Source organism: Bradyrhizobium sp. USDA 4502 (assembly GCF_054063355.1).
Genome location: NZ_JBSSGF010000001.1, coordinates 5,215,141 through 5,236,994 on the forward strand (window position 1 = coordinate 5,215,141; position 21,854 = coordinate 5,236,994).

The window sequence follows — 21,854 nt, forward strand, 5'->3', positions numbered from 1 at the left end:
ATGGCCAGCCGCAACATCAGCGTCAGCGAGACCAGCCGGCCGAAACTGCCGCGCCATACCAAGCTGAAATTCGACGAGACGCGGCAGGTCTGGGTGATCCTGGCGCCGGAGCGCGTGCTGGCGCCGGACGACATCGCGGTCGAGGTGCTGCAGCTGTGTGACGGCATGCACAGCGTCGCCGAGATGGTGGACCAGCTCGCGGAAAAATACGCCGCTCCACGCGAGGCGATCGCGACCGACGTGGTCGCGATGCTGCAGGATCTGGCCGACAAGGGTTTTCTCACCGAAGCGCGCGAGAGCACAGCATGAGTGACACGCTCGCCGACAACAAGACGACAGCGCCGGGCCCGAGCGCAGCCCCAAGCGATGGGCTCGCCGTGCTGGAGAGCCGCCGCTCGGCGGCCGAGACCTACGGCATCCCGCTCGCGGTGCTGCTCGAGATCACCCACCGCTGCCCGCTGCAATGCCCCTACTGCTCGAACCCGGTCGAGCTCGACCGCGGCTCGACCGAGCTCACCACGGACGAATGGAAGAAGGTGCTGAGCGAGCTTGCCGAGCTCGGCGTGCTGCAGATCCATTTCTCCGGCGGCGAGCCGACCGCGCGCAAGGACATCGTCGAGCTGGTGCAGCACGCGACCGATGTCGGGCTCTATTCCAACCTGATCACCTCGGCCGTGCTGCTGACCAGGGACAAGCTTTCGGCGCTGGCCGACGCCGGCCTCAGCCATGTGCAGATCAGTTTTCAGGGCAACGAGCCCAACGTCGCCGACCGCGTGGCAGGGCTGAAGGACGCGCACAAGAAGAAGCTCGAGGTCGCGAAATGGACGCGCGAGCTCGAATTGCCGCTCACGGTGAATGCGGTGATGCACCGGCAGAACCTGCATCAGCTGACCGACATCATCCAGATGGCGGTCGACCTCGACGCCGACCGGCTCGAGGTCGCCAACGTGCAGTATTACGGCTGGGCGCTGAAGAACCGTGCCGCGCTGATGCCGACGATCGAGCAGATCGAGGAGACCAGCCGCATCGTCGAGGAAGCCCAAATGCGCCTGAAGGGCACGCTTGCGATCGACTATGTGGTGCCGGATTACTACGCGCTGCGGCCGAAGAAATGCATGGGCGGCTGGGGCCGCCAGTTCTTCAACATCTCGCCGGCCGGCAAGGTGCTGCCGTGCCACGCCGCCGAAAGCATCACCGGGCTCGAATTCGAATCGGTGCGCTCGAATCATTCGATCGCTTGGATCTGGCAGAACTCGGAGGCCTTCAACCGCTATCGCGGCACCGGCTGGATGCCGGAGCCGTGCAAGAGTTGCGAATTCCGCGAGATCGATTACGGCGGCTGCCGCTGCCAGGCCTTTGCGCTGACCGGCGATGCCGGCAACACCGACCCGGCCTGCGCGCTGTCGCCGCGACACGAGGAGATCTTCAAGCAGGCCGAGCGGGAATCCGCCGGCACGCAGAACCGTTTCCTGTATCGCAACTTCGCCGGCGGCACGTTGGAGACGGACCACCCCCGGAACGAATCCCAGGACAAGCGCAATGGCGCCTGACGCCGACGTCGGCAAGGCCGCGAGGCGTGCCGATCCCTTTGCGCCGCTGACGTCGGAATGGCTCGACGTCGGCGATGGCCACGATCTCCATGTCGAGAGCGTCGGGCGCGAGGGCGGCATTCCCGCGGTCTATCTGCATGGCGGCCCCGGCAGCGGCTGTCAGCCCGATCATCGCCGGCTGTTCGATCCCGAGCGCTTTCACGCCGTGCTGTTCGACCAGCGCGGCTGCGGCCGCAGCCGGCCGAAGGGCAGCCGCGACAACAACACGACGCAGCACCTGATCGCGGATATGGAGAAGATCCGCGAGCGCTTCGGCTTCGCGCGTTGGATGGTGGTCGGCGGCTCCTGGGGCGCGACGCTGGCGCTGGCTTATGCGCAGGCCCACCCTGAGCGGGTCAGCGGGCTGGTGCTCCGCGCGACGTTTCTCGGCACAGCCGAGGAGCTGGACGACGTTTTCCTGCGCGCCTTGCCGCGCTTCTATCCCGCCCTCCATGAGGACTTCCTCAACTTCCTGCCCGAGAGCGAGCGCGCAGCACCGCTTGCGGCCTATTATCGCCGCATCCTCGATCCCGACGCCGCCTTGCATGCGCCGGCCGCGCGCGCCTGGCACGACACCGAACGCGCGTTGTCGGAGCACACACCGAAGCAGACGCGGCTCGACCTCAAGGCCTCGGGCGCCCTGCCCTCGACGCCGTTCATGGAGGCGCACTACTTCGCCAACAATTGCTTCATGCGGCCGCATCAATTGATGAGTGAGGCCGGCAGGCTCGCCGGCATTCCCGGCATCCTGGTGCAGGGCCGTTACGATCTGTTGTGCCCGCCCGCAACATCGCACGCGCTCGCCGCGCGCTGGCCGGGCAGCGAGGTCCGCATCATCGATGGCGCCGGCCACATCCTCTACGATCCCGGCATCCGCAACGCCGTGATGAAGGCGATCGCCGACCTTGCGGCCAAGCGCTAGACCGCCGCCGGAACACCCTCGACATCAGGAGCCGGTGAAGAACTCGACCGACTCCCTGCTTCCCTCAATGTTTGCACTTGCCGGGAGGACATGCCGGCGCTGCCCGTGGCGCGGCCGCGGGCCTTGGTGGCGCCGCCATCCGCGGTGACGGCGCTGCGTGTTGCACCTGCATCGCCGGCCGTGGTGGCGGCGCGGCGCGCGGAGCCGGTGCCGGAGCCGGACGCGGCGGCAAAGCCGCAGCACGAGGTGGCGGGGCAACCGGCCGCGCCGGCGGAGCCGCAGCCCGCACGGGCGGAGCTGCGGCATGGACCGGCGGAGCTGCCGCATGCGCCGGCGCGGGCCGGGAGACCGGCGCCGGCGACACCGCCGCGCGCGCGGGTGCCGGGCGCGCGGCCGGGGTCGGCCGTGTCGACATCGCGCGGTTCGCCGGTGACGGTGCCGCCGAGGGCTTCACGTTTGCGGTCGGCGCGGTCGCCGCATGCGGGAGCGGTTGCGCACCTGGCTTGCCGGCGGCCGCGGGTGAGGCGGGCGCGCTGGTCGCCGGCGCGACACCGGGCTTGGCCGGAGGAGCAGGCTGCGCATTGGCAGGCGCCATGGCAGTCGCCGGCTTGCCCGGCACCACCGCATTCGGCTTTGCGCCAGGTTGCGCGGCGCCGGGTTGTGCGGCTCCCGGCGGCACAGCGCCATGCTGCATGGCATTGGCCGGTGCGGTCGCCGACTGCGGCAGCGGCGGTCCATTTTTCGCGCCCGGCAGTGTATGCGCACCCGGCGTGCCCGGCGCGCCCATCGCATTCGGAGCGGCGGCAGCATTCGGAGTGGCAGCAGCGTTCGGCGCCGCGGCAGCGTTCGGTGCGGCGCGCGGAGCTCCCATCGCCGCGCCCTGCGCGGGCGTCGCGCCTTGCGGAGCGCCCGGCAGATTGGCGCGCTGCATCGCCGCGGCCGGCAGTCGCGGTGCCGCCGTCACCGGCGCGCCGCCCATCGCCGCCGTCACCCCGGCCGCATGGAGCTGCGCCGGCGTCGGGTTGGGATTGTTGATGACCGTGTTGATGACCGTGGTGTTGTGGATGTTGTTGAACACGATGTTGTTCTGCGGCGGCACGACATAGGCCGGTGCGGCGACATAGGCCGGCATCGCCACGAACATCGGCGTCGGCAGCACGTACAGGCCGATCGGCGGCGGCGGTGGCGGCAGCACGACGAAGTCCGGCGGCGGCGGCGGCAGGAAGAACACCGGCGGCGGCGGTGGCGGCGCGAAGGCGAACACCGGATCGCTGTAATACAGCACCGGGCGGTCGACATAGTCGATCTCGTCGGGCGGCGGCGGCGGCACGTCGTAGTCGAGCACCGTGAACTGCGCCGGCGGCTCCAGCGCGGCCGACAGATAGGCGAGCCGGCGCCGGCAGTCGTAGGCATGCGGCCCGCGCGGATAGCGCCGCAGATACGACCAATACGCATCAGTCGAGTCGGCGTTGTAGGTGCGCCGCCAGGTGATCGCCTCGCGCCGCGCCGCCACGATCGCGCGCACGCGCTTGGCCAGCGGATCGTTCGGATAGGCCTGCAGGTAATCCTCGTAGCCCTGCAGCGTGTCGCGCTCCAGCGCCGCGGCGTAGGCATCCTGCGCCGAGAAATCGCGGATCGGCTTGGTACGCAGCCCGGCATCGACCTGCTGCGGCGGCGCGTCCGGCTTGCGCTCGAAGAACATGAAGGGCGCGTCGACCTTGTGCGCATCCCACGGGATCTCGGCGCCCTTGGTCATCTCGTTGACGCGCAGGCGAACGCGGTCGAACACCTCGGGCAAGGTCAGGCCGCCGGTGCGGATCATTTCCGCCAACGCTTGCGCATAAGGCCCGTACGGCGGCGCACCGTCAGGGGCGACGGTGCCGGGCGCCGAGTTGAAGCCGATCAGCATCTTCGGATCGGGATCGACCAGCGCAAGACCACCGGCCAGCGGCTGGCCCTCCTTGGCGAAGGGATTGCTGCGCGCCGCATCGAGCACGATCACGCCGGCCTTGATCGGCAGCGCCGAGAGCTGATGGCTGTAGTCGGAGATGCGGATCGCCTCGACCGGCACGTCGGTGTCGCGGGCAATCTTGGCGTCGACCGGCACGAAATAGTTCTCGCCGGTGAGCTGCACGCCGTAGCCGGCGAGATACACGAAGGCCACGGCATTGGGCCCCGCCTCCTGCACCTTCTGCATGAAATCGCGGAACGATTTGCGCAGCGTCTCGCCATCGAGATCGCGTGCGCCGATCACGTCGAAGCCGGCGGCCTGCAAGGTCTGCGCGATCAGGCCGGCGTCGTTCGCGGCGGTTTGCAACGCGCCGGCCTCATAGGCGCCGTTGCCGACGACAAGTGCGAGACGCTTTTCCTGATCCTGCGCATGCACGGGAAGCGAGGCGAGCGACACCAGACCGACGATCAATGCCCACAGAATGCGTGCCATGGTGGTCGTCCCTTTTCTTCTCGAGAGTTGGCGTAACGAATGAAATGCTACCTCTGTGAACCGGTGCTGAACAGCATTGCAGCAATTGTGGCAATCCTTGGTCTGTGGTGACGGGAACCGGCTTCCCTGGTTTGCGCGATCAGGCGATATTGCGTGGATAAAACAGGCAAAAAAGGAGCACTCGATGCCAATCGCCGGACAAGGCATGCTGCTGACTTCGATGGATATCGACAGCTTGCACGAAGCTGAATTCAATCGCTGGTACGACCGCGAACATCTCGAGGAACGGGTCGCCATCGACGGCTTCCTGGAAGCCCGCCGCTACGTCGCCCATGATGGCAAGCCGAAATATCTCAGCCTCTACTCGACCGCGACCTTCGATGTGCTCGAGAGCCCGGCCTATCGCAAGGCGCTCGCCAACCAGACCGACTGGTCGAAGGCCAATATCGCGCGCTTTCAGAACATGATCCGGGGCGTTGCCCGCATCACGATCAGCCGCGGCGTCGGCAGGGGCGCAGCCCTCGGCATCATCCGCCTGCGCCCGCCTGCCGAAGGCGCGGACAAACTTCGCGTTGCATTGCGGGAGCAACTCGATCCAGCTTCGCGCGACGGCATCATCTCGATGCACCTCCTGGAGAACGACCCTGACCTGTCGAAACCGCTCACGCCGGATGCGGCGAAACCCGATCCCGGCGCCGGCGACTGGTTCGTGCTGATCGACGCCACCGACGTCGGCGCGGTCCCCGCAGCGGCCGCAGGCATCACCGGCAATGCAGCCTTGAAGCCGCTCGTGGTCACCAGCGGAGTCTACAAGCTGTTGTGGGATATCGCGAAGAGCGACCTTCCGCGCGAGTAAGCCTGATCCGGAAGCGTGCGAAGCGCTGTCCCGAAAAACATTTTCTCAAGCAAGCGTGGCGATGCAGATCATGCTGCACCGCCACATAACGCAATCGAGATTAACGCTACACGCGCATCAGCCGCGCGAAAGCTGATGATCGGACAATTTAGCCTTTGCCTTCTCTGGAACGGCTCTAATAAGATAAGCCTATGATCCAATTCAAAAACCAGAACAACGCCACGTGAGCGTTCGTCGTCAACGATAAGGCCGCGCGGGTCTGGCATTTTCGCGCGGGTCAAAGGTAGGAATGAAACCGACTGATATCTCGGCGCCTGATTACTTCCACAAAGTAGTCGATTGCCAATGGGCCTGTCCCGCACACACCCCTGTTCCCGAGTACATCCGGTTGATTGCTGAGGGGCGTTACAGCGACGCCTACATGATCAATTGGAAGTCCAACGTGTTCCCCGGCATTCTCGGGCGCACCTGCGACCGTCCATGCGAGCCGGCATGCCGCCGCGGCCGGGTCGAGGACAACCCGGTCGCGATCTGCCGCCTGAAGCGCGTCGCCGCGGACTTCAAGGACGACATCAAGCACCGGCTGCCGAAGCCCGGGCCGAAGAACGGCAAGCGCATCGCGCTGGTCGGCGGCGGCCCTGCCTCGCTCACCGTGGCGCGCGATCTCGCGCCGCTCGGCTATCACTGCACCGTGTTCGACGGCGATCCCAAGGCCGGCGGCATGATGCGCAGCCAGATTCCGAAATTCCGCCTGCCCGACAGCGTGATCGACGAGGAGACCGACTACATCCTGAACCTCGGTGTCGAGTTCAAGGGTGGTCAGCGCGTCGACAGCCTGAAGCAGCTGCTCGCCGAGAACTATGACGCGATCTTTGTCGGCTCTGGCGCACCGCGCGGCCGCGAGCTCGACATCCCCGGCCGCAAGGAGGGCGCCGCCAACATCCATATCGGCATCGAGTGGCTGGCCAACGTGTCGTTCGGCCACGTCGACAAGATCGGCCGCCGCGTCATCGTGCTCGGCGGCGGCAACACGGCGATGGATTGCTGCCGCACCGCGCGCCGCCTCGGCGGCGAAAGCGTCAAGGTGATTGTCCGCTCCGGCTTCGAGGAAATGAAGGCTTCGCCGTGGGAGAAGGAAGACGCGCTTCACGAGGACATCCCGATCCTGAACTACATGGTGCCGGTGGCGTTCAAGCATGTGGCCGGCAAGCTGATCGGCGTTACCTTCCAGAAGGTGAAGGCGGAGTACAACGCCACGGGCCGCCGCAGTCTGGTGCCCTCGGGCGAGCCTGACGAGACCGTGCCCTGCGACGATGTGCTCGTTGCGGTCGGCCAGGAGAACGCGTTCCCCTGGATCGAAGCCGATTGCGGCATCGAATTCGACAAGTGGCACATGCCGAAGGTCGATCCCAAGACGTTCGTCTCGACCAATCCGAAGGTGTTCTTCGGCGGCGATGCGGCGTTCGGGCCGAAGAACATCATCTGGGCGGTGGCGCATGGCCACGACGCCGCGCTCTCCATCCACCGCATGCTGTCCGGCGAGGACATCAACGAGCGCCCGCTGCCCGAGGTGCACGTCTCCTCGCAGAAGATGGGCATCCACGAGTGGAGCTACGACAACGACATCTCCGCCGACAAGCGCTTCAAGGTGCCGCATCGCGACAAGGTGGTCGCGCTGAAGGACATCCGCGCCGAGGTCGAGCTCGGTTACGACCTCAAGCTCGCGCTCGGCGAGGCGCAGCGCTGCCTGAATTGCGACGTGCAGACGGTGTTTTCCGCGCCGCTCTGCATCGAGTGCGACGCCTGCGTCGACATCTGTCCGATGGACTGCATCACCTTCACCCCGAACGGCGAAGAGGATGAGGTGCGGCAGCGGCTGAAAGCGCCCTCGCCGCATCACGACCAGGCGCTGTACGTTTCCGGCGACCTCAAGACCGGCCGCGTCATGGTGAAGGACGAAGACGTCTGCCTGCATTGCGGGCTGTGTGCCGAGCGCTGCCCGACCGGCGCCTGGGACATGCAGAAGTACCTCATCGATATGGTTCAAGCGGGATCAACATGTCAGTCCAAAGCCCGATCAGCAGCGTAAACGACTTCGTCGTCCGCTTCGCCAACGTCAACGGTTCGGGCTCGGCTTCCGCCAACGAGCTGTTCGCGCGCTCGATCCTGCGCCACGGCGTACCGGTCTCGCCACGCAACATCTTCCCGTCCAACATCCAGGGCCTGCCGACCTGGTATGAGGTGCGCGTCACCGAGGACGGCCATCTCGGCGCCCGCGGCGGCGTCGACCTGATGGTGGCGATGAACCCGCAGACCTGGGACAAGGACGTCGCCTCGATCGAGCCCGGCGGCTATCTGTTCTACGATTCGACCAAGCCGATGCCGTCGTCGAAATTCCGCGAGGACATCACCGTCATCGGCGTGCCGCTGACCGCGATCACCAACTCGACCTACACCGATCCCAGGCAGCGCCAGCTGTTCAAGAACATCATCTATCTCGGCGCGCTCTGTGCCCTGCTCGACCTCGATCCCAAGCTGGTCGAGCAGCTCATCGGCGAGCAGTACAAGGGCAAGGAGAAGCTGCTGTCCTCCAACGTCCATGCGCTGCATCTCGGCCGCGACTGGGCGCTGCAAAACCTGAAATGCCCGGTCGGGCTGCGGGTGAAGAAGTCCGACAAGGTCGGCGACCGCATCTTCGTCGAAGGCAACAGCGCGGCCGCGCTCGGCGCCGTCTATGGCGGCGCCACCGTGTGCGCGTGGTATCCGATCACGCCGTCATCGTCGGTGGCGGAAGCCTTCACCAGCCACTGCAAGAAGTACCGCCACGATCCCGAGACCGGCAAGGCGAAATACGCGATCGTGCAGGGCGAGGACGAGCTCGCCTCGATCGGCATCGTGATCGGCGCCTCCTGGAACGGCGCACGGGCCTTCACCGCGACGTCGGGTCCGGGCATCTCGCTGATGACTGAGTTCATCGGCCTGTCCTATTTCGCCGAGATCCCGGCCGTGATCATGAACATCCAGCGCGCCGGCCCCTCGACGGGCATGCCGACCCGCACCCAGCAATGCGACGTGATCGCCTGCGCCTATGCCTCGCACGGCGATACCAAGCATGTGCTGCTGTTCCCGGAAGATCCGGCGGAGGCGTTCGAGTTCGCCGCGGCCGCCTTCGACCTCGCCGAGCGGCTGCAGACCACGATCTTCCTGATGCTCGATCTCGACATCGGCATGAACCACCGGCTGTGCCGCCCGCTGAAGTGGGACGACGCCAAGCAATACGACCGCGGCAAGGTGATGACGGCGGAGATGCTCGAGGAAGGCCGCGACTTCGGCCGCTATCTCGACGTCGACGGCGACGGCATCCCCTATCGCACCTATCCCGGCACGCATCCGACCAAGGGTTCCTACTTCACCCGCGGCACCTCGCGCGACCGCTACGCGCGCTATTCCGAGGAAGGCGCGGTCTACGCCGACAACATGCAACGCCTGGTGCGCAAGTTCGAGACCGCGCAGGACATGGTGCCGCGGCCGCTGCAGGCCAATGCGGCAAAGCCCACCAAATACGGCGTGATCTATTTCGGCTCGACCTCGCCCGCGATGGACGAGGCGATCGGGATCCTGGAGGCGCGCGGCCACCAGCTCGACCGCATGCGCATCCGCGCCTTCCCGTTCCACTCCAGCGTCGCGAGCTTCATCGCCGACCACGACTTCGTCTACGTGGTCGAGCAGAACCGCGACGCGCAGCTTCGCCAGCTGATCGTCAACGAGAACGGCATCGACCCCGTCAGGCTGGTGCCGATCCTGCACTATGACGGCACGCCGATCACCGCGCGCTTCATCGCGGGCGCGATCGGCGACCACCAGGATCATCTCAAGGTGACCCCTCTCCGCAAGGCCGTGACATGACCTACATTGCAAAGCCGAAGTTTCATCATCCCGGCCTGAAGAAGAACGAGCTGGGCTATACCCACCGCGACTACGAGGGGAAGATCTCGACGCTGTGCGCCGGCTGCGGCCACGATTCGATCACCGCCTCGATCATCGAGGCCTGCTACGAGCTCTCGATCGAGCCGCACCGGGTGGCGAAGATTTCCGGCATCGGCTGCTCGTCGAAGACGCCGGACTATTTCCTCGGCAATTCGCACGGCTTCAACTCGGTGCACGGCCGCATGCCGTCGGTGCTGACCGGCGCCAACCTGGCCAACCGCGACCTGATCTATCTCGGCGTCTCCGGCGACGGCGATTCCGCCTCGATCGGCTTCGGCCAGTTCGCGCATTCGATCCGGCGCGCCGTCAACATGACCTACATCGTCGAGAACAACGGCGTGTACGGTCTGACCAAGGGCCAGTTCTCGGCCACCGCCGACCGCGGCTCGAAATCGAAAAAGGGCGTCACCAATACCGACAATGCGATCGACCTGGTCGCGATCGCGCTGCAACTCGGCGCCACCTTCGTGGCGCGCAGCTTCTCCGGCGACAAGACCCAATTGGTTCCCTTGATTGCCGCTGCGATCCGCCACAAGGGGGCGTCCTTCATCGACGTGATCAGCCCCTGCATCGCCTTCAACAACCACGCCGGCTCGACCAAGAGCTTTGACTATGTCCGCGAGCACAATGACGCGGTGAACCGCCTCGACGTGCTGGTCGGCCGCGATCCGATCAGCGTCGACTATGCGCCGGGCACCGTGCAGGTGGTCGAGCAGCATGACGGCTCGCGGCTCGCGCTGCGCAAGCTCGACGCCGATTACGATCCGCATGATCGTCTGGGCGCGATGACCTTCCTGCAGAAGCACGCGGCCAAGGGCCAGATCGTCACTGGCCTGCTCTATGTCGATCCGGATGCCGAGGATCTGCACACCCATCTCGACACCGTCGAGACGCCGCTCAACACGCTCGACGAACAAGCGCTGTGCCCGGGTTCAGCCGTGCTGGACAAGATCAACGCCAGCCTGCGCTGAGCAGCGGCAGCACACTCCGTGTCGTCCTCCCGTGTGCAATTGTGCACTAGGCAGGGACGACAGCGGAGTTGGTGACGGCTACTTGTCGCTCAAGACGTCGCCGAACAGCGCCCAGGACTTGCCGTCGAACCGCGCCATCTGGATTTGCCGGATCGGCGTCACATTGTCGGGCTCGGTCTGCACCTTGATGCCGGGCAACAGCATCGGCAGCTCGAGCGCCTTCAGATTGGTCGCCTGCTTGATGATGTTGGCACGGCTGTAGTCGCCGTTGCAGTTCTTCAGCACCGCCGTCATGACCTGCGCCACCGTGTAGCCCTGCACGTTGAAGAGGTCGCCCGGGCTCGCATTCGGCTGGTACTTCTTCATCCAGTCCGCAAACTCCTTCTGCGCGGGATCGTCGGCCCAGCGCGGATCGGTCGGATCCTTCAGATAGAGCCCGGTCACGACGCCGATGACGTTCTCGAGACCGGCCGGTTCAAGCACCGCGGAGACCGAGTTCGAGACGGTCGGCAGGATGGTCAGCGGCTTCCAGCCCATGCTCGCCGCCTTGCGCAGCGCCTGGGCCGCGAATTTCGGCGTCGCCTCCGCGAAGAAGACGTCCGCGCCGGACTCGCGCATCGTCACCATCTGGGAATCGATGGTGGGATCGGTCGTGAGATACGTGGTCTCGGCGACGATCTGGCCGACATGCTCGCCGAGCCCGTCCTTGAAACCCCTCAGATAGTCCTTGCCGGCGTCCTCGTTCGGCGTGATGACGGCGATCTTCGCATCCGGCTTGGTCTTCAGGATGTATTTTGCGTAGAGCCGGCCTTCGAGCTCGTAGGTCGGATTGAAACCGACCGTCCACGGGAACTGCTTTGGATCGTTCCAGCGCGTCGCGCCGGAGGACACGAACAGCTGCGGCACGCGCTTGATGTTGAGGTACTTCTGCACCGAGATGTTCGGCGCGGTGCCGACCGCGCTGAAGATCGCGAGCACCTCGTCCTGCTCGACGAGCTTGCGGGTCTGCTCGACGGTCTTCGACGGCGAATAGGCGTCGTCGAGGCTCTCGAAGTCGATCTTGCGGCCGTTGATGCCGCCTTGATCGTTGAGCATCTGGAAATACGCGGCTTCGGCACGCGCGATCGTGCCGTAGGCCGACGCCGGGCCGCTATAGGGCGCGGTGTTTCCTATTTTGATCGCGGTATCGGCTGCCACGGACGGCGAGGTCAACGAGGCCGTGAGCGCGGTGAAGGCGAGAAAGCCCGCCAGGCGGGAGCGAGTTGACAAGAGCATATCCTTTTCTTGGTTTTCTTGACGCGGCGCACATTATCCATCGCGTCCGCGCAGGCAATCACCAAGAACGTCTCGCGAGATTTCCGCATGCCGGCAATCGCGTTCGCGCATAGAACGCCATGCGCTTTCAAGTCGGAATGTTGCCGGCATGTTCATGATGTGAGCCTTCGATAGACATGAAGGTTCACCGAGCAAGACTCGCATTCCGCGCGGCGGTGTGCGCCGCGCTCATGTCAGCGAGAGCGTGATCCTCAGGCCGCGACCGCAGCCGCGCGCGGGCTGACGACGTATTCCTTCAGCACCTTGTCGGTGCCGTCGATTTCGGTCAGCGCGACGTCGTAGGACCACAGATCGGCGAGGTGTTGCAGCACGCGCCGCGCGTCGGTCTCGTTGAGTTGCGCGCCCTTCACGGTGGTGTGGCGCAGCATCAGGCGGCGATCGCCGTCGAGATCGACATCCACGACCTCGATATTGGCGTCGACGAAGCCGACGTCGTATTGCCGTGCCAGTTCGCGGCGGACCCGGCGGTAGCCGCGCTCGTCGTGGATCGCGTCGACCTTGATCCCCTGGCTTTCCGCGGGGTCGTCGTGCAAATGGAACATGCGGAAGCGCCGGATCAGCGCCGGGCTGAGGAACTGGTTGATGAAGCTCTCGTCGCGGTAGTTGCTCCAGATCTCGCGCAGCACGCCCTCGACGTCGCCCTTGCCGGCGATATCGGGGAACCACTCGCGGTCCTCGTCCTCCGGATTTTTCACGATCCGCTCGATGTCCTGCATCATGGCGAAGCCGAGCGCGTAGGGATTGAAGCCGGAATAGCGGCGGTCGTCGAATTCGGGCTGGAACACCACATTGGTGTGCGACTGCAGGAATTCGAGGAAATTGCCGTCGGTGAGCCGGCCCTGCTGATGCAGCCGGCTCATGATGCGGTAATGGACGTAGGTCGCGGTGCCCTCGTTCATCACCTTGGTCTGGCCCTGCGGGTAGAAATACTGCGCGATGTGGCGGACGATGCGGATCAGCTCGCGCTGCCAGGGTGCAAGGCGCGGCGCGGTCTTCTCGAGGAAATAGAGGATGTTCTCCTGCGGCAAGCCGAGCAGCGCGCGGCGGCGCTCGGCCGTGAGCGTAGCCTTGCTCTTGGCCTTGGTGTTCGGCACCGTCCGCCACAAATCGTTGAACACGCTTTCCTCGTGCTGCCGGCGCTCGCCGGCACGCTTCTCCTCGGCACGCAAATCGAGCGTCTTCTTTCCGGGATAGCGGTCGACGCCATGCGACATCAGCGCATGCGCGGCATCGAGCGTCCGCTCCACCGTCTCGCGGCCGTGGCGGTCCTCGCAGACCGCGATGTAGCCCTTGGCGAATTCCAGATAGTCGAGAATGCCGTCGGCATCGGTCCACTGCTTGAACAGATAGTTGTTCTTGAAGAAGTGATTGTGCCCGAACGCCGCGTGCGCGATCACCAGCGTCTGCATCGTCGCCGTGTTCTCCTCCATCAGATAGGAGATGCACGGCGAGGAATTGATCACGATCTCATAGGCGAGGCCCATCAGGCCCTTGCGATAGGACGCTTCCTGGAACGCGAATTGCTTGCCGAATGACCAGTGCTTGTAGAACAGCGGCATGCCGACCGAGGAATAGGCGTCGAGCATCTGCTCGGCGGTGATCACCTCGATCTGGTTGGGATAGACGTCGAGCCCGAGCTCGGTGCGCGCGATTTTCTCGCAGGCGTCGTGGACCCGCTGCAAGGTCTGGAAATCCCAATCGGCGCCCTCGAACAGCCGTTCCCCGGAAGAACCCATCACGCTACACCCTTTCCTGCTTGCTGCGGCGCTTGAACAGGTCCTGGAACACCGGGAAGATCTCGCCGCGCTCGCTCACCTTGCGCATCGACAGCGGCGCGCCCTCGTTGCGCAGACGCTCATAGAGCGTCCAGAGCGAGGAGTCCGGCATGTCGAAGGTGTAGTTGGCGGCTTCGCCGACCTCGAGATAGGCGAAGAACTGGCAGACCGGCAGGATCTTGTCGGTCAGGAGGTGACCGGTCAGCGCGCTGTCCGAGGTCATGTTGTCGCCGTCCGAGGCCTGGGCGGCGTAGATGTTCCAGTCGGCCGGACGGAAGCGGGTGCGGACGATGTCGTTCATCGCGACCAAGGCGCTCGACACTAGCGTGCCGCCGGAAGCCGGTCCGTGGAAGAAGGTGTCCTCGTCGACCTCCTCGGCGCGGTCGGTATGGCGGATGAACACGATCTCGACGTGCTTGTAGCGCCGCTTCAGGAACACGTAGAGCAGCATATAGAACCGCTTCGCCAGATCCTTCATGTGCTCGGACATCGAGCCCGATACGTCCATCAGGCAGAACATCACGGCCTGCGCCACCGGCTTCGGCACCGTCTCGAAGCGGCGATAGCGGATGTCGATCGGATCGATGAACGGGATCCGCTTGGCCTTGGCCTTCAGCGCTTCGAGCAGCGCCAGCAGCTCGCGGCGCCGCGCATCGTCATCGCATTCGGCAAGCTCCGCCTCGAGCGCCTCGATGTCGTCCTTGCGCGGCCGGCGCAGTGCCACGCGTCGCGCCAGCGCCCGGCTCACCGTGCGGCTGATCGAGATGTTGGCGGGCGAGCCGGAGGTCGCATAGCCGGCGCGCTGAATGCCTTCGCTTTCGGTTTCCGCGAGCTTGCGCTTGGCAAGATCGGGCAGTTCGAGGTCGTCGAGGAAGAGATCGACGAATTCGTCGCGGCTGAGCACGAAGCGGAAGGCGTCCTCGCTGTCGCCCTCGCCTGCGCCGGAGCCCTTGGCGCCGCTTTGGTTCGGGCGCTGCAGCCAGTCGCCCTCGACGAACTTCTTGTTGCCGGGCAGCACCATGTCACGCGTGCCGCCCTCGCGCCGGAACCGCGGCTCGTCCATGCCGTCCAGCGGGATTGTCACTTCGCCGCCTTCCAGGACATCCTTGATGTCCCGGTCCTGTGACGACTTCTTGACGGCCCCCTGCACCAGCGCCTTGGCGCGCCGCAGGAAGCGCTGGCGGTTCTCCAGGCTCTTGCTACCCGGATTCAACCGCCGATCGACGATATGCATGACCACGTTGCATCTGCCTCACCGGATGCGATCATGACAGTCGCATCGCATTTTATTGGACGGGACGAGACGAAACGGAAAGCCGGTGCCGGCTTTCCGGATCGCGCATTAGCCGGCCTGCTTCACCCGCATGTACCACTCGACGAGCCGGCGGACCTGGCGCTCGGTATAGCCGCGCTCCACCATCCGCTCGACGAACTCGCCGTGCTTCTTCTCGGTCTCGCCGTCCTTCTTGGAGCCGAACGAGATGACCGGAAGCAGATCCTCGACCTGCGAGAATATCCGCTTCTCGATCACGTCGCGAACCTTTTCGTAGGAGGTCCAGCTCGGGTTCTTGCCGCCGTTATGGGCCCGCGAGCGCAGCGAGAACTTGACGACCTCGTTGCGGAAGTCCTTCGGGTTGGCGATGCCGGCCGGCTTCTCGATCTTGGTCAGCTCCTGGTTCAGGAGCTCGCGGTTCATCAGCTGACCGGTGTCGGGATCCTTGAAGTCCTGATCCTCGATCCAGGCGTCGGCGTAGTCGACATAGCGGTCGAACAGGTTCTGGCCGTAGTCGGCGTAGGATTCCAGATAGGCCTTCTGGATCTCGTTGCCGATGAACTCGGCATAGCGCGGCGCGAGGTCGGCCTTGATGAATTCGAGATAGCGCTTCTCGGTCTCGTCAGGCAGCTGCTCGCGGCGGATCGCCTGCTCCAGCACATACATCAGGTGCACCGCATCGGCGCCGACTTCGGTGGTGTCATGGTTGAAGGTCGAGGCGAGCACCTTGAAAGCAAAGCGGGTGGAGACGCCGTCCATGCCCTCGTCGACGCCGGCCGCGTCCTTGTACTCCTGAACGCTGCGCGCCTTCGGATCGGATTCCTTGAGGCTCTCGCCGTCATAGACCCGCATCTTGCCAAACAGCGTCGAGTTCTCGTGCTTGCGCAGCCGCGACATCACCGAGAAGCGCGCCATCGTCTCCAGCGTCGCCGGAGCGCAAGGTGCTGCGGCAAGCTCGGAGCCCTGGATCAGCTTCTCGTAGATCTTCTGCTCCTCGGTGACCCGCAGGACGTACGGGACCTTGATGACGCAGATGCGGTCGATGAAGGCCTCGTTGTTCTTGTTGGTCTTGAAGCTCTGCCACTCGGCTTCGTTCGAGTGCGCGAGGATGATGCCGGTGAACGGAATCGCGCCGATATTCTCGGTGCCGATGTAGTTACCCTCCTGCGTCGCGGTCAGCAGCGGGTGCAGCATCTTGATCGGTGCCTTGAACATTTCGACGAACTCGAGCACGCCCTGGTTGGCGCGGTTGAGGCCGCCGGAATAGCTGTAGGCGTCGGGATCGTTCTGGGCGTAGGTCTCGAGCTTGCGGATGTCGACCTTGCCGACCAGCGAGGAGATGTCCTGGTTGTTCTCGTCACCGGGCTCGGTCTTGGCAACCGCGATCTGGCGCAGCCTTGAAGGCTGGATGCGCGCGACGCGGAATTGCGAGATGTCGCCACCGAAGGCTTCGAGCCGCTTGTAGGCCCAGGGCGACATCAGCCCGCTCAGCCGGCGGCGCGGAATGCCGTACTTCTCCTCGATCATCGGGCCAAGCGTCTCGGGATCAAACAGCCCAAGCGGGCTCTCGAACACCGGCGACAGCTCGTCGCCCGCCTTCAGCACGTAGATCGGATGAATCTCCATCAGCGCCTTGATGCGTTCGGCGAGCGATGACTTGCCGCCGCCGACCGGCCCGAGCAGATAGAGGATCTGCTTGCGCTCTTCGAGGCCCTGCGCGGCGTGACGGAAGAAGCCGACGAGGCGTTCGATCGTGTCCTCCATGCCGTAGAACCCGGCGAAGGCCGGATACGACCTGATCGTACGGTTCAAAAAGATACGGCCAAGGCGTGGGTCCTTGGCCGTGTCGATCATCTGGGGCTCACCGATTGCCGCCAATAACCGCTCGGCCGCATTTGCATATCGCATCGGATCACTTCGACACGACTCCAAATACTCGGCCATCGACATGTCGGTCTGGCTTCGCGCTTCAAACGACCTTGCGAAGGCGTTGAACAAAGAATCGTTGTACATGATCCCTCTCTCCACGATATGTATCGCCGCACGACTGACACGAGTCGTAACAAGAGCGTCCTAGGATCGAATCAGCGTCGGCACGCTGAGTCCATTGGACACTCGACCGACTCAGTTCGGCAATGCACGGCGCGTGCAGCCTCTGCCTTATCAACAGGCAGGAAGCTTAATGGTTCATCAATATCCCCTTGTTTTTGGTGGCTGTAACCCCCTCGCCACATCCGTGGTTTACCGGGGCCCAGGCCTCCGAAGCGGACATCCGAGCGGGCAACTTCCCGTCCGGCGATGGACGTTGGGCTTCCCTGAAAAAGTGTGACCGTTCAGCCGTGGCGTCAAGATGCACGCGCCATAGACTCTCATGAACAAACGTTCAGCCGCGGTTGAACGTGCCTCCTTGTCGCCGCGACTAAGGCAACGAGCCCGCGCAGTTCCGCGCGGCACCATTGCCGCGCTTTAAAGATGACACCTTGGAGGCGCTGGCTATTCCCGAGCCGGTCATGAAGCAGGCGCTCCTTGTTGTCGCACTCGCAGCCGCCGCCTGGACCGGCGCGCCGTTAGCCGTTCAGGCGCAGGAAGGCGTCGACAAGGCCGCGGCGGCCGCCTTCGACAACAGGATGTTCGCGGGCCCGCCCGGCGCGAAAGCCTATGCCTGCTTCGTGCGGCGCTACGATGCAAATCATCTGGCGCAGCATCCGAAGCAGAAGGTCAGCGCGATGAAGCTGCTGGTGTCAGCGGAAGACGCTCCGGAGGACAAGGCCACCAACTATTCATTCCGGCTCGGCGTCGCGTACCGCCACCGCCCTGGCAATTTCGACTCCAGCGGCTACTGCAATCATGCCATCGCGGCCGAATCCGGCCACGAAATACGCTTCGAATGCGGCGTGGATTGCGAGGGCGGCGGTATCACCGTGGCGTTGTCCAAGGACAATAAATCCGTGATTGCGCGCCTTGGCCGCATCATGGTGTGGAATCGCAACAAGCCCGACGACGATGCGGGCGAAGCGCTGTTCGCCGGCGCCGACGACAAGATCTTTCGCGTCGATCGCGCGGACTTGGGCGAATGCGCCGAACTTGTGACCGACCGCAAGGAACTCGCTGCGCTCCGCCACAAATGATAGGTTTGCCCAAAGGGACAACACTGGATCAACAATAATTGCGCGAGAGACGCCATGCGCCGACGCAGCATCCTCTGGGGCACGCTTTCAGCGATCGGCGCCGTCTTGGCAGCGTCCCAGGCCGGCGCCGCCACCGAAGCACCGCCGCAAAAGCTGAAGGTGGTCTATCACCTCGATGACCTCGACAAGGTCAATTTCGTGATCGGCAACATCCAGAACCATCTCGACGGCGTCGGCGGCCCCGGCAATGTGACGATTGCGCTGGTGGTGCACGGCCGGGCGCTGAAGGCGTTTCATTCAGCAGCCGCCAATCCCGAGCTGTCAAAACATGTCGCGCGGTTCACCAAGGATGGGATCGAGTTCGCCGCCTGCGGCAACACCATGAAATCGCAGAACATCGGCCTCGCCGACTTGCTCCCCGGCTTCGTTGCCGCCGAGCGCGGCGGGGTGGTCCGCCTCGCCGAGCTGCAATCCCAAGGTTACCTCTACCTGCGCCCCTGACGCGCGGTCCTGCGCCGCAACGCGTCATAAAAATGTGCTGAGATGGGGGTCTGCTCGCACAGCGTCCGAGCGGATCGAACTGTTGTGAATGGCGTTATCCCTTGGAAATGCTGATATTCCGCCCGGGGCTCCCGCCATGTTGACAATCCCCCTCCGCCCCCGAAAGCTGCCCGGGAACCCAAAAATCGACCCTCGATCGAACGAGAACAGGCACCCATGAACCCCGTCAAAGCACTCGAAAATCACCGTCAGGCCGTCTGGCTGGACTTCCTCGCGCGCGGCTTCGTCGCCGATGGCGACCTGAAGCGGCTGATCGAGACCGACGGCGTCAAAGGCGTGACGTCCAACCCCTCGATCTTCGAGAAGGCGATCGGCAGCTCGGATGAATATGACGGGGCGATCGGCAAGGCCCTCAAGAGCGGCGACCGCTCGGTCGCCGACCTGTTCGAGCACCTCGCGGTCGAGGACATCCAGCACGCCGCCGACGTGCTGCGCCCGGTCTACGACCAGAGCCACGGCGGCGACGGCTTCGTCAGCCTCGAGGTGTCGCCCTATCTCGCGATGGACACCAAGGGCACGATCGCGGAAGCCGAACGGCTCTGGAAGGACGTCCACCGCAAGAACCTGATGGTCAAGGTGCCGGCGACGCCCGAGGGCCTGCCGGCGATCGAGTACCTGATCGGCGAAGGCATCAGCATCAACATCACGCTGCTGTTCTCGCAGAAGGTCTATCGCCAGGTCGCCGAGGCCTATCTCAAGGGCCTGGAGAAATACGTCGGCAAGGGCGGCGATCCCTCCCATGTCGCGAGCGTCGCGAGCTTCTTCGTCAGCCGCATCGACACCGCCGTCGACAAGCAGCTCGACGAGAAGATCGCCAAGGCCAACGATCCGCACGAAAAGGAGCGGCTCGCGGCCTTGAAGGGCAAGGTCGCCATCGCCAATGCCAAGCTCGCCTATCAGGACTACAAGCACCTGTTCGCTGGCAACCGCTGGGACAAGCTGACGGCCAAGGGCGCCAAGCCGCAGCGGCTGTTGTGGGCTTCGACCGGCACCAAGAACAAGGACTATAGCGACGTGCTCTATGTCGAGGAGCTGATCGGCCCCGACACCGTCAACACCGTGCCGCCGGCAACGCTCGATGCCTTCCGCGACCACGGCAAGGTCCGCGACAGCCTCGAGGAGAATGTCGAGGACGCCCGCCACGTGCTGGAAGAGCTGGAGAAGTCCGGCATCTCGCTCGATGCGATTACCGAGGAGCTGGTCAGGGACGGCGTCAAGCTGTTCGCCGACGCGGCCGACAAGCTCTACGGCGCGGTCGCCCACAAGCGCGCCACCTCGCTCGGCGGCGGCATCGACCGCCAGAAGCTCGCGCTCGGCGCCACCATCGAGAAGGCGGTCGAGAAGAGCACCGAGGAATGGCGCGCCTCCGCCCGGATCCGAAGGCTCTGGCACAAGGACAAATCGGTCTGGACCGGCGACGACGAGGACAAATGGCTGGGCTGGCTCACCAGCGCGGCCACCGCTGATGTCGCCGACTACGAGGACTTCGCCCGGCGCGTGAAGGGGCAGAACTTCACCGATGCCGTCGTGCTCGGCATGGGCGGGTCGAGCCTTGGGCCGGAGGTCCTGGCCCAGACCTTCCCGCACCGGTCCGGTTTCCCGCGGCTGCACGTGCTCGATTCCACCGATCCGGCGCAGGTGCGCGCGATGGAGGAGTATGTCGACATCGCAAGGACGCTGTTCATCGTCTCCTCCAAATCCGGCGGCACCACCGAGCCGAACGTGATGAAGGACTATTTCTTCGATCGGGTGGCGAAGGCGATCGGCAAGGACAAGGCCGGCCACCGCTTCATCGCGGTGACCGATCCGGGCTCATCGCTGCAGAAGGTCGCGATCAAGCAGGGCTTTGCCCGCATCTTCTACGGCGACCCCGCGATCGGCGGCCGCTATTCCGTGCTGTCGCCGTTCGGTCTGGTGCCGGCGGCCGCTGCCGGCATCGACGTCCGCAGCCTGCTCGGCCATACGCTCGCGATGGTGCGCTCCTGCGGTGCCGACGTGCCGCCGCAGGAGAACCCGGGCGTGCAGCTCGGGCTCGCGATGGGCATCGCCGGGCTCGAAGGCCGCGACAAGGTGACGATCTTCGCCTCGCCGGACATTGCCGATTTCGGCGCCTGGGCCGAGCAGCTGATCGCGGAATCGACCGGCAAGGACGGCAAGGGCCTGATCCCGATCGAGGGCGAGACGATTGGCGACGCCGCGGTCTACGGCAACGACCGGTTCTTCATCGATCTGCGCACCGATGGCGAGAACGATGCAGCGCATGAGGCCAAGCTCGCGGCGCTCGAGGCCGCCGGCCATCCCGTGGTTCGGATCGTGATGAAGTCGATCGACCATATCGGTCAGGAGTTCTTCCGCTTCGAGATCGCGACCGCGGTCGCCGGGTCGATCCTCGGCATCAACCCGTTCAACCAGCCCGACGTCGAAGCCGCCAAGATCAAGACCCGCGAACTGACGGCAGCGTTCGAGAAGACCGGGTCGCTGCCGGCCGAACAGCCGGTGGTGTCGGCGGACGGGGTCGATCTCTACACCGACGCGCAGAACGCCGAGGAGCTGCGCAAGGCCGGTGCGAACGGCGATCTCGACTCCTGGATCAAGGCGCACCTCTCGCGCTCCGGCCGCGGCGACTATGTCGCCCTGCTCGCCTATATCGAGCGCGATGGCGACACCATCGACGCCATGCAGGCGATGCGGCTGAAGGTACGCGACGCAAGACACCTTGCGACCTGCGCCGAGTTCGGTCCGCGCTTCCTGCATTCGACCGGGCAGGCCTACAAAGGCGGCCCCGACAGCGGCGTGTTCCTGCAGGTCACGACCGACGATACGGCGGACCTGCCGGTGCCCGGCCAGAAGGCGAGCTTCGGCGTGATCAAGGCGGCACAGGCGCGCGGCGATTTCGACGTGCTCACCGAGCGCGGCCGGCGCGCGCTGCGCGTGCATCTCAAGGGCGATCTCAGCTCCGGGCTCGCGGCGCTCGATGCCGCGATCTCGGCTGCACTGAACTGACGGAGGCGAGG

The 21,854-nt window shown here is 64.9% G+C and carries 15 protein-coding genes; 10 read left to right on the forward strand and 5 right to left on the reverse strand.

Going from position 1 to position 21,854, the window contains the following annotated elements; translation table 11 throughout:
• From pqqD to pip, 3 genes are read left to right on the forward strand one after another with little or no spacing between them, the layout of a single operon-like run.
• Positions 1 to 309 (forward strand): pyrroloquinoline quinone biosynthesis peptide chaperone PqqD, encoded by a 309-nt coding sequence (gene pqqD, locus ACVW1B_RS24365; RefSeq protein ID WP_253607456.1) that lies wholly within the window; start codon positions 1 to 3, stop codon positions 307 to 309.
• Complete coding sequence (gene pqqE, locus ACVW1B_RS24370; RefSeq protein ID WP_253607455.1) at positions 306 to 1,550, forward strand: pyrroloquinoline quinone biosynthesis protein PqqE; 1,245 nt, start codon at positions 306 to 308, stop codon at positions 1,548 to 1,550. Before pqqD ends, pqqE begins: the two co-directional genes overlap by 4 nt.
• The gene (pip, locus tag ACVW1B_RS24375; protein ID WP_092085712.1) at positions 1,540 to 2,511 is read left to right on the forward strand and encodes a prolyl aminopeptidase; all 972 of its coding nucleotides are present in this window, start codon (positions 1,540 to 1,542) and stop codon (positions 2,509 to 2,511) included. The genes pqqE and pip overlap by 11 nt, the downstream gene beginning before the upstream one ends.
• 64 nt (positions 2,512 to 2,575) lie before the next feature.
• Here the strand turns inward: pip and ACVW1B_RS24380 are convergent, their stop codons facing one another.
• Positions 2,576 to 4,954, reverse strand: coding sequence for a caspase family protein (locus tag ACVW1B_RS24380; RefSeq protein ID WP_310882991.1), 2,379 nt, complete (start codon positions 4,952 to 4,954; stop codon positions 2,576 to 2,578).
• Between the two features lie 184 nt (positions 4,955 to 5,138).
• On the opposite strand from ACVW1B_RS24380, the gene ACVW1B_RS24385 reads away from it, so the two are divergent.
• The 4 genes from ACVW1B_RS24385 (at position 5,139) to ACVW1B_RS24400 (ending at position 10,768) form a co-directional block, all read left to right on the forward strand.
• Positions 5,139 to 5,810, forward strand: a complete 672-nt coding sequence (locus tag ACVW1B_RS24385) for a DUF4286 family protein (protein ID WP_253607452.1) — start codon at positions 5,139 to 5,141, stop codon at positions 5,808 to 5,810.
• Positions 5,811 to 6,099: 289 nt separating this feature from the next.
• Entirely contained in the window at positions 6,100 to 7,899 is a 1,800-nt protein-coding gene (locus tag ACVW1B_RS24390) for an FAD-dependent oxidoreductase (protein WP_310882990.1), read from the forward strand.
• Positions 7,869 to 9,716: a 2-oxoacid:acceptor oxidoreductase subunit alpha gene (locus ACVW1B_RS24395; protein ID WP_176937027.1), complete on the forward strand. Its 1,848-nt coding sequence runs from the start codon at positions 7,869 to 7,871 to the stop codon at positions 9,714 to 9,716. Before ACVW1B_RS24390 ends, ACVW1B_RS24395 begins: the two co-directional genes overlap by 31 nt.
• Entirely contained in the window at positions 9,713 to 10,768 is a 1,056-nt protein-coding gene (locus tag ACVW1B_RS24400; RefSeq protein WP_028332672.1) for a 2-oxoacid:ferredoxin oxidoreductase subunit beta, read from the forward strand. Before ACVW1B_RS24395 ends, ACVW1B_RS24400 begins: the two co-directional genes overlap by 4 nt.
• Before the next feature lie 78 nt (positions 10,769 to 10,846).
• On the opposite strand, the gene ACVW1B_RS24405 is transcribed toward ACVW1B_RS24400, so the two are convergent.
• From ACVW1B_RS24405 to ACVW1B_RS24420, 4 genes are all read right to left on the reverse strand, one after another.
• Entirely contained in the window at positions 10,847 to 12,043 is a 1,197-nt protein-coding gene (locus ACVW1B_RS24405) for an ABC transporter substrate-binding protein (RefSeq protein ID WP_310882989.1), read from the reverse strand.
• 251 nt (positions 12,044 to 12,294) lie between these two features.
• Positions 12,295 to 13,839, reverse strand: a complete 1,545-nt coding sequence (locus tag ACVW1B_RS24410) for a SpoVR family protein (protein WP_057014891.1) — start codon at positions 13,837 to 13,839, stop codon at positions 12,295 to 12,297.
• Positions 13,840 to 13,843: 4 nt separating this feature from the next.
• Entirely contained in the window at positions 13,844 to 15,112 is a 1,269-nt protein-coding gene (locus ACVW1B_RS24415) for a YeaH/YhbH family protein (protein WP_076823957.1), read from the reverse strand.
• Between the two features lie 108 nt (positions 15,113 to 15,220).
• On the reverse strand, positions 15,221 to 17,164 hold the full coding sequence (locus ACVW1B_RS24420) for a PrkA family serine protein kinase (protein ID WP_038382967.1): 1,944 nt from the start codon (positions 17,162 to 17,164) through the stop codon (positions 15,221 to 15,223).
• A gap of 497 nt (positions 17,165 to 17,661) precedes the next feature.
• Between ACVW1B_RS24420 and ACVW1B_RS24425 the strand changes: the two genes are divergently transcribed.
• From ACVW1B_RS24425 to ACVW1B_RS24435, 3 genes are all read left to right on the forward strand, one after another.
• Complete coding sequence (locus ACVW1B_RS24425) at positions 17,662 to 18,279, forward strand: hypothetical protein (protein ID WP_456779544.1); 618 nt, start codon at positions 17,662 to 17,664, stop codon at positions 18,277 to 18,279.
• A gap of 54 nt (positions 18,280 to 18,333) precedes the next feature.
• Complete coding sequence (locus ACVW1B_RS24430; RefSeq protein WP_283069417.1) at positions 18,334 to 18,780, forward strand: DsrE family protein; 447 nt, start codon at positions 18,334 to 18,336, stop codon at positions 18,778 to 18,780.
• Between the two features lie 216 nt (positions 18,781 to 18,996).
• Positions 18,997 to 21,843 (forward strand): bifunctional transaldolase/phosoglucose isomerase, encoded by a 2,847-nt coding sequence (locus tag ACVW1B_RS24435; RefSeq protein WP_456792675.1) that lies wholly within the window; start codon positions 18,997 to 18,999, stop codon positions 21,841 to 21,843.
• Positions 21,844 to 21,854: the final 11 nt, after the last annotated feature.

Bases quoted from the DNA above. Each gene is read 5' to 3' on its own strand.
- pqqD (WP_253607456.1), top strand. From the start codon at position 1: ATGGCCAGCCGCAACATCAGCGTCAGCGAGACCAGCCGGCCGAAACTG.
- ACVW1B_RS24390 (WP_310882990.1), top strand. From the start codon at position 6,100: ATGAAACCGACTGATATCTCGGCGCCTGATTACTTCCACAAAGTAGTC.
- pqqE (WP_253607455.1), top strand. From the start codon at position 306: ATGAGTGACACGCTCGCCGACAACAAGACGACAGCGCCGGGCCCGAGC.
- ACVW1B_RS24435 (WP_456792675.1), top strand. From the start codon at position 18,997: ATGAACCCCGTCAAAGCACTCGAAAATCACCGTCAGGCCGTCTGGCTG.
- ACVW1B_RS24425 (WP_456779544.1), top strand. From the start codon at position 17,662: ATGAAGCAGGCGCTCCTTGTTGTCGCACTCGCAGCCGCCGCCTGGACC.
- ACVW1B_RS24410 (WP_057014891.1), bottom strand. From the start codon at position 13,839: ATGGGTTCTTCCGGGGAACGGCTGTTCGAGGGCGCCGATTGGGATTTC.
- ACVW1B_RS24420 (WP_038382967.1), bottom strand. From the start codon at position 17,164: ATGTACAACGATTCTTTGTTCAACGCCTTCGCAAGGTCGTTTGAAGCG.
- pip (WP_092085712.1), top strand. From the start codon at position 1,540: ATGGCGCCTGACGCCGACGTCGGCAAGGCCGCGAGGCGTGCCGATCCC.
- ACVW1B_RS24405 (WP_310882989.1), bottom strand. From the start codon at position 12,043: ATGCTCTTGTCAACTCGCTCCCGCCTGGCGGGCTTTCTCGCCTTCACC.
- ACVW1B_RS24395 (WP_176937027.1), top strand. From the start codon at position 7,869: ATGTCAGTCCAAAGCCCGATCAGCAGCGTAAACGACTTCGTCGTCCGC.
- ACVW1B_RS24380 (WP_310882991.1), bottom strand. From the start codon at position 4,954: ATGGCACGCATTCTGTGGGCATTGATCGTCGGTCTGGTGTCGCTCGCC.
- ACVW1B_RS24385 (WP_253607452.1), top strand. From the start codon at position 5,139: ATGCCAATCGCCGGACAAGGCATGCTGCTGACTTCGATGGATATCGAC.
- ACVW1B_RS24430 (WP_283069417.1), top strand. From the start codon at position 18,334: ATGCGCCGACGCAGCATCCTCTGGGGCACGCTTTCAGCGATCGGCGCC.
- ACVW1B_RS24415 (WP_076823957.1), bottom strand. From the start codon at position 15,112: ATGCATATCGTCGATCGGCGGTTGAATCCGGGTAGCAAGAGCCTGGAG.
- ACVW1B_RS24400 (WP_028332672.1), top strand. From the start codon at position 9,713: ATGACCTACATTGCAAAGCCGAAGTTTCATCATCCCGGCCTGAAGAAG.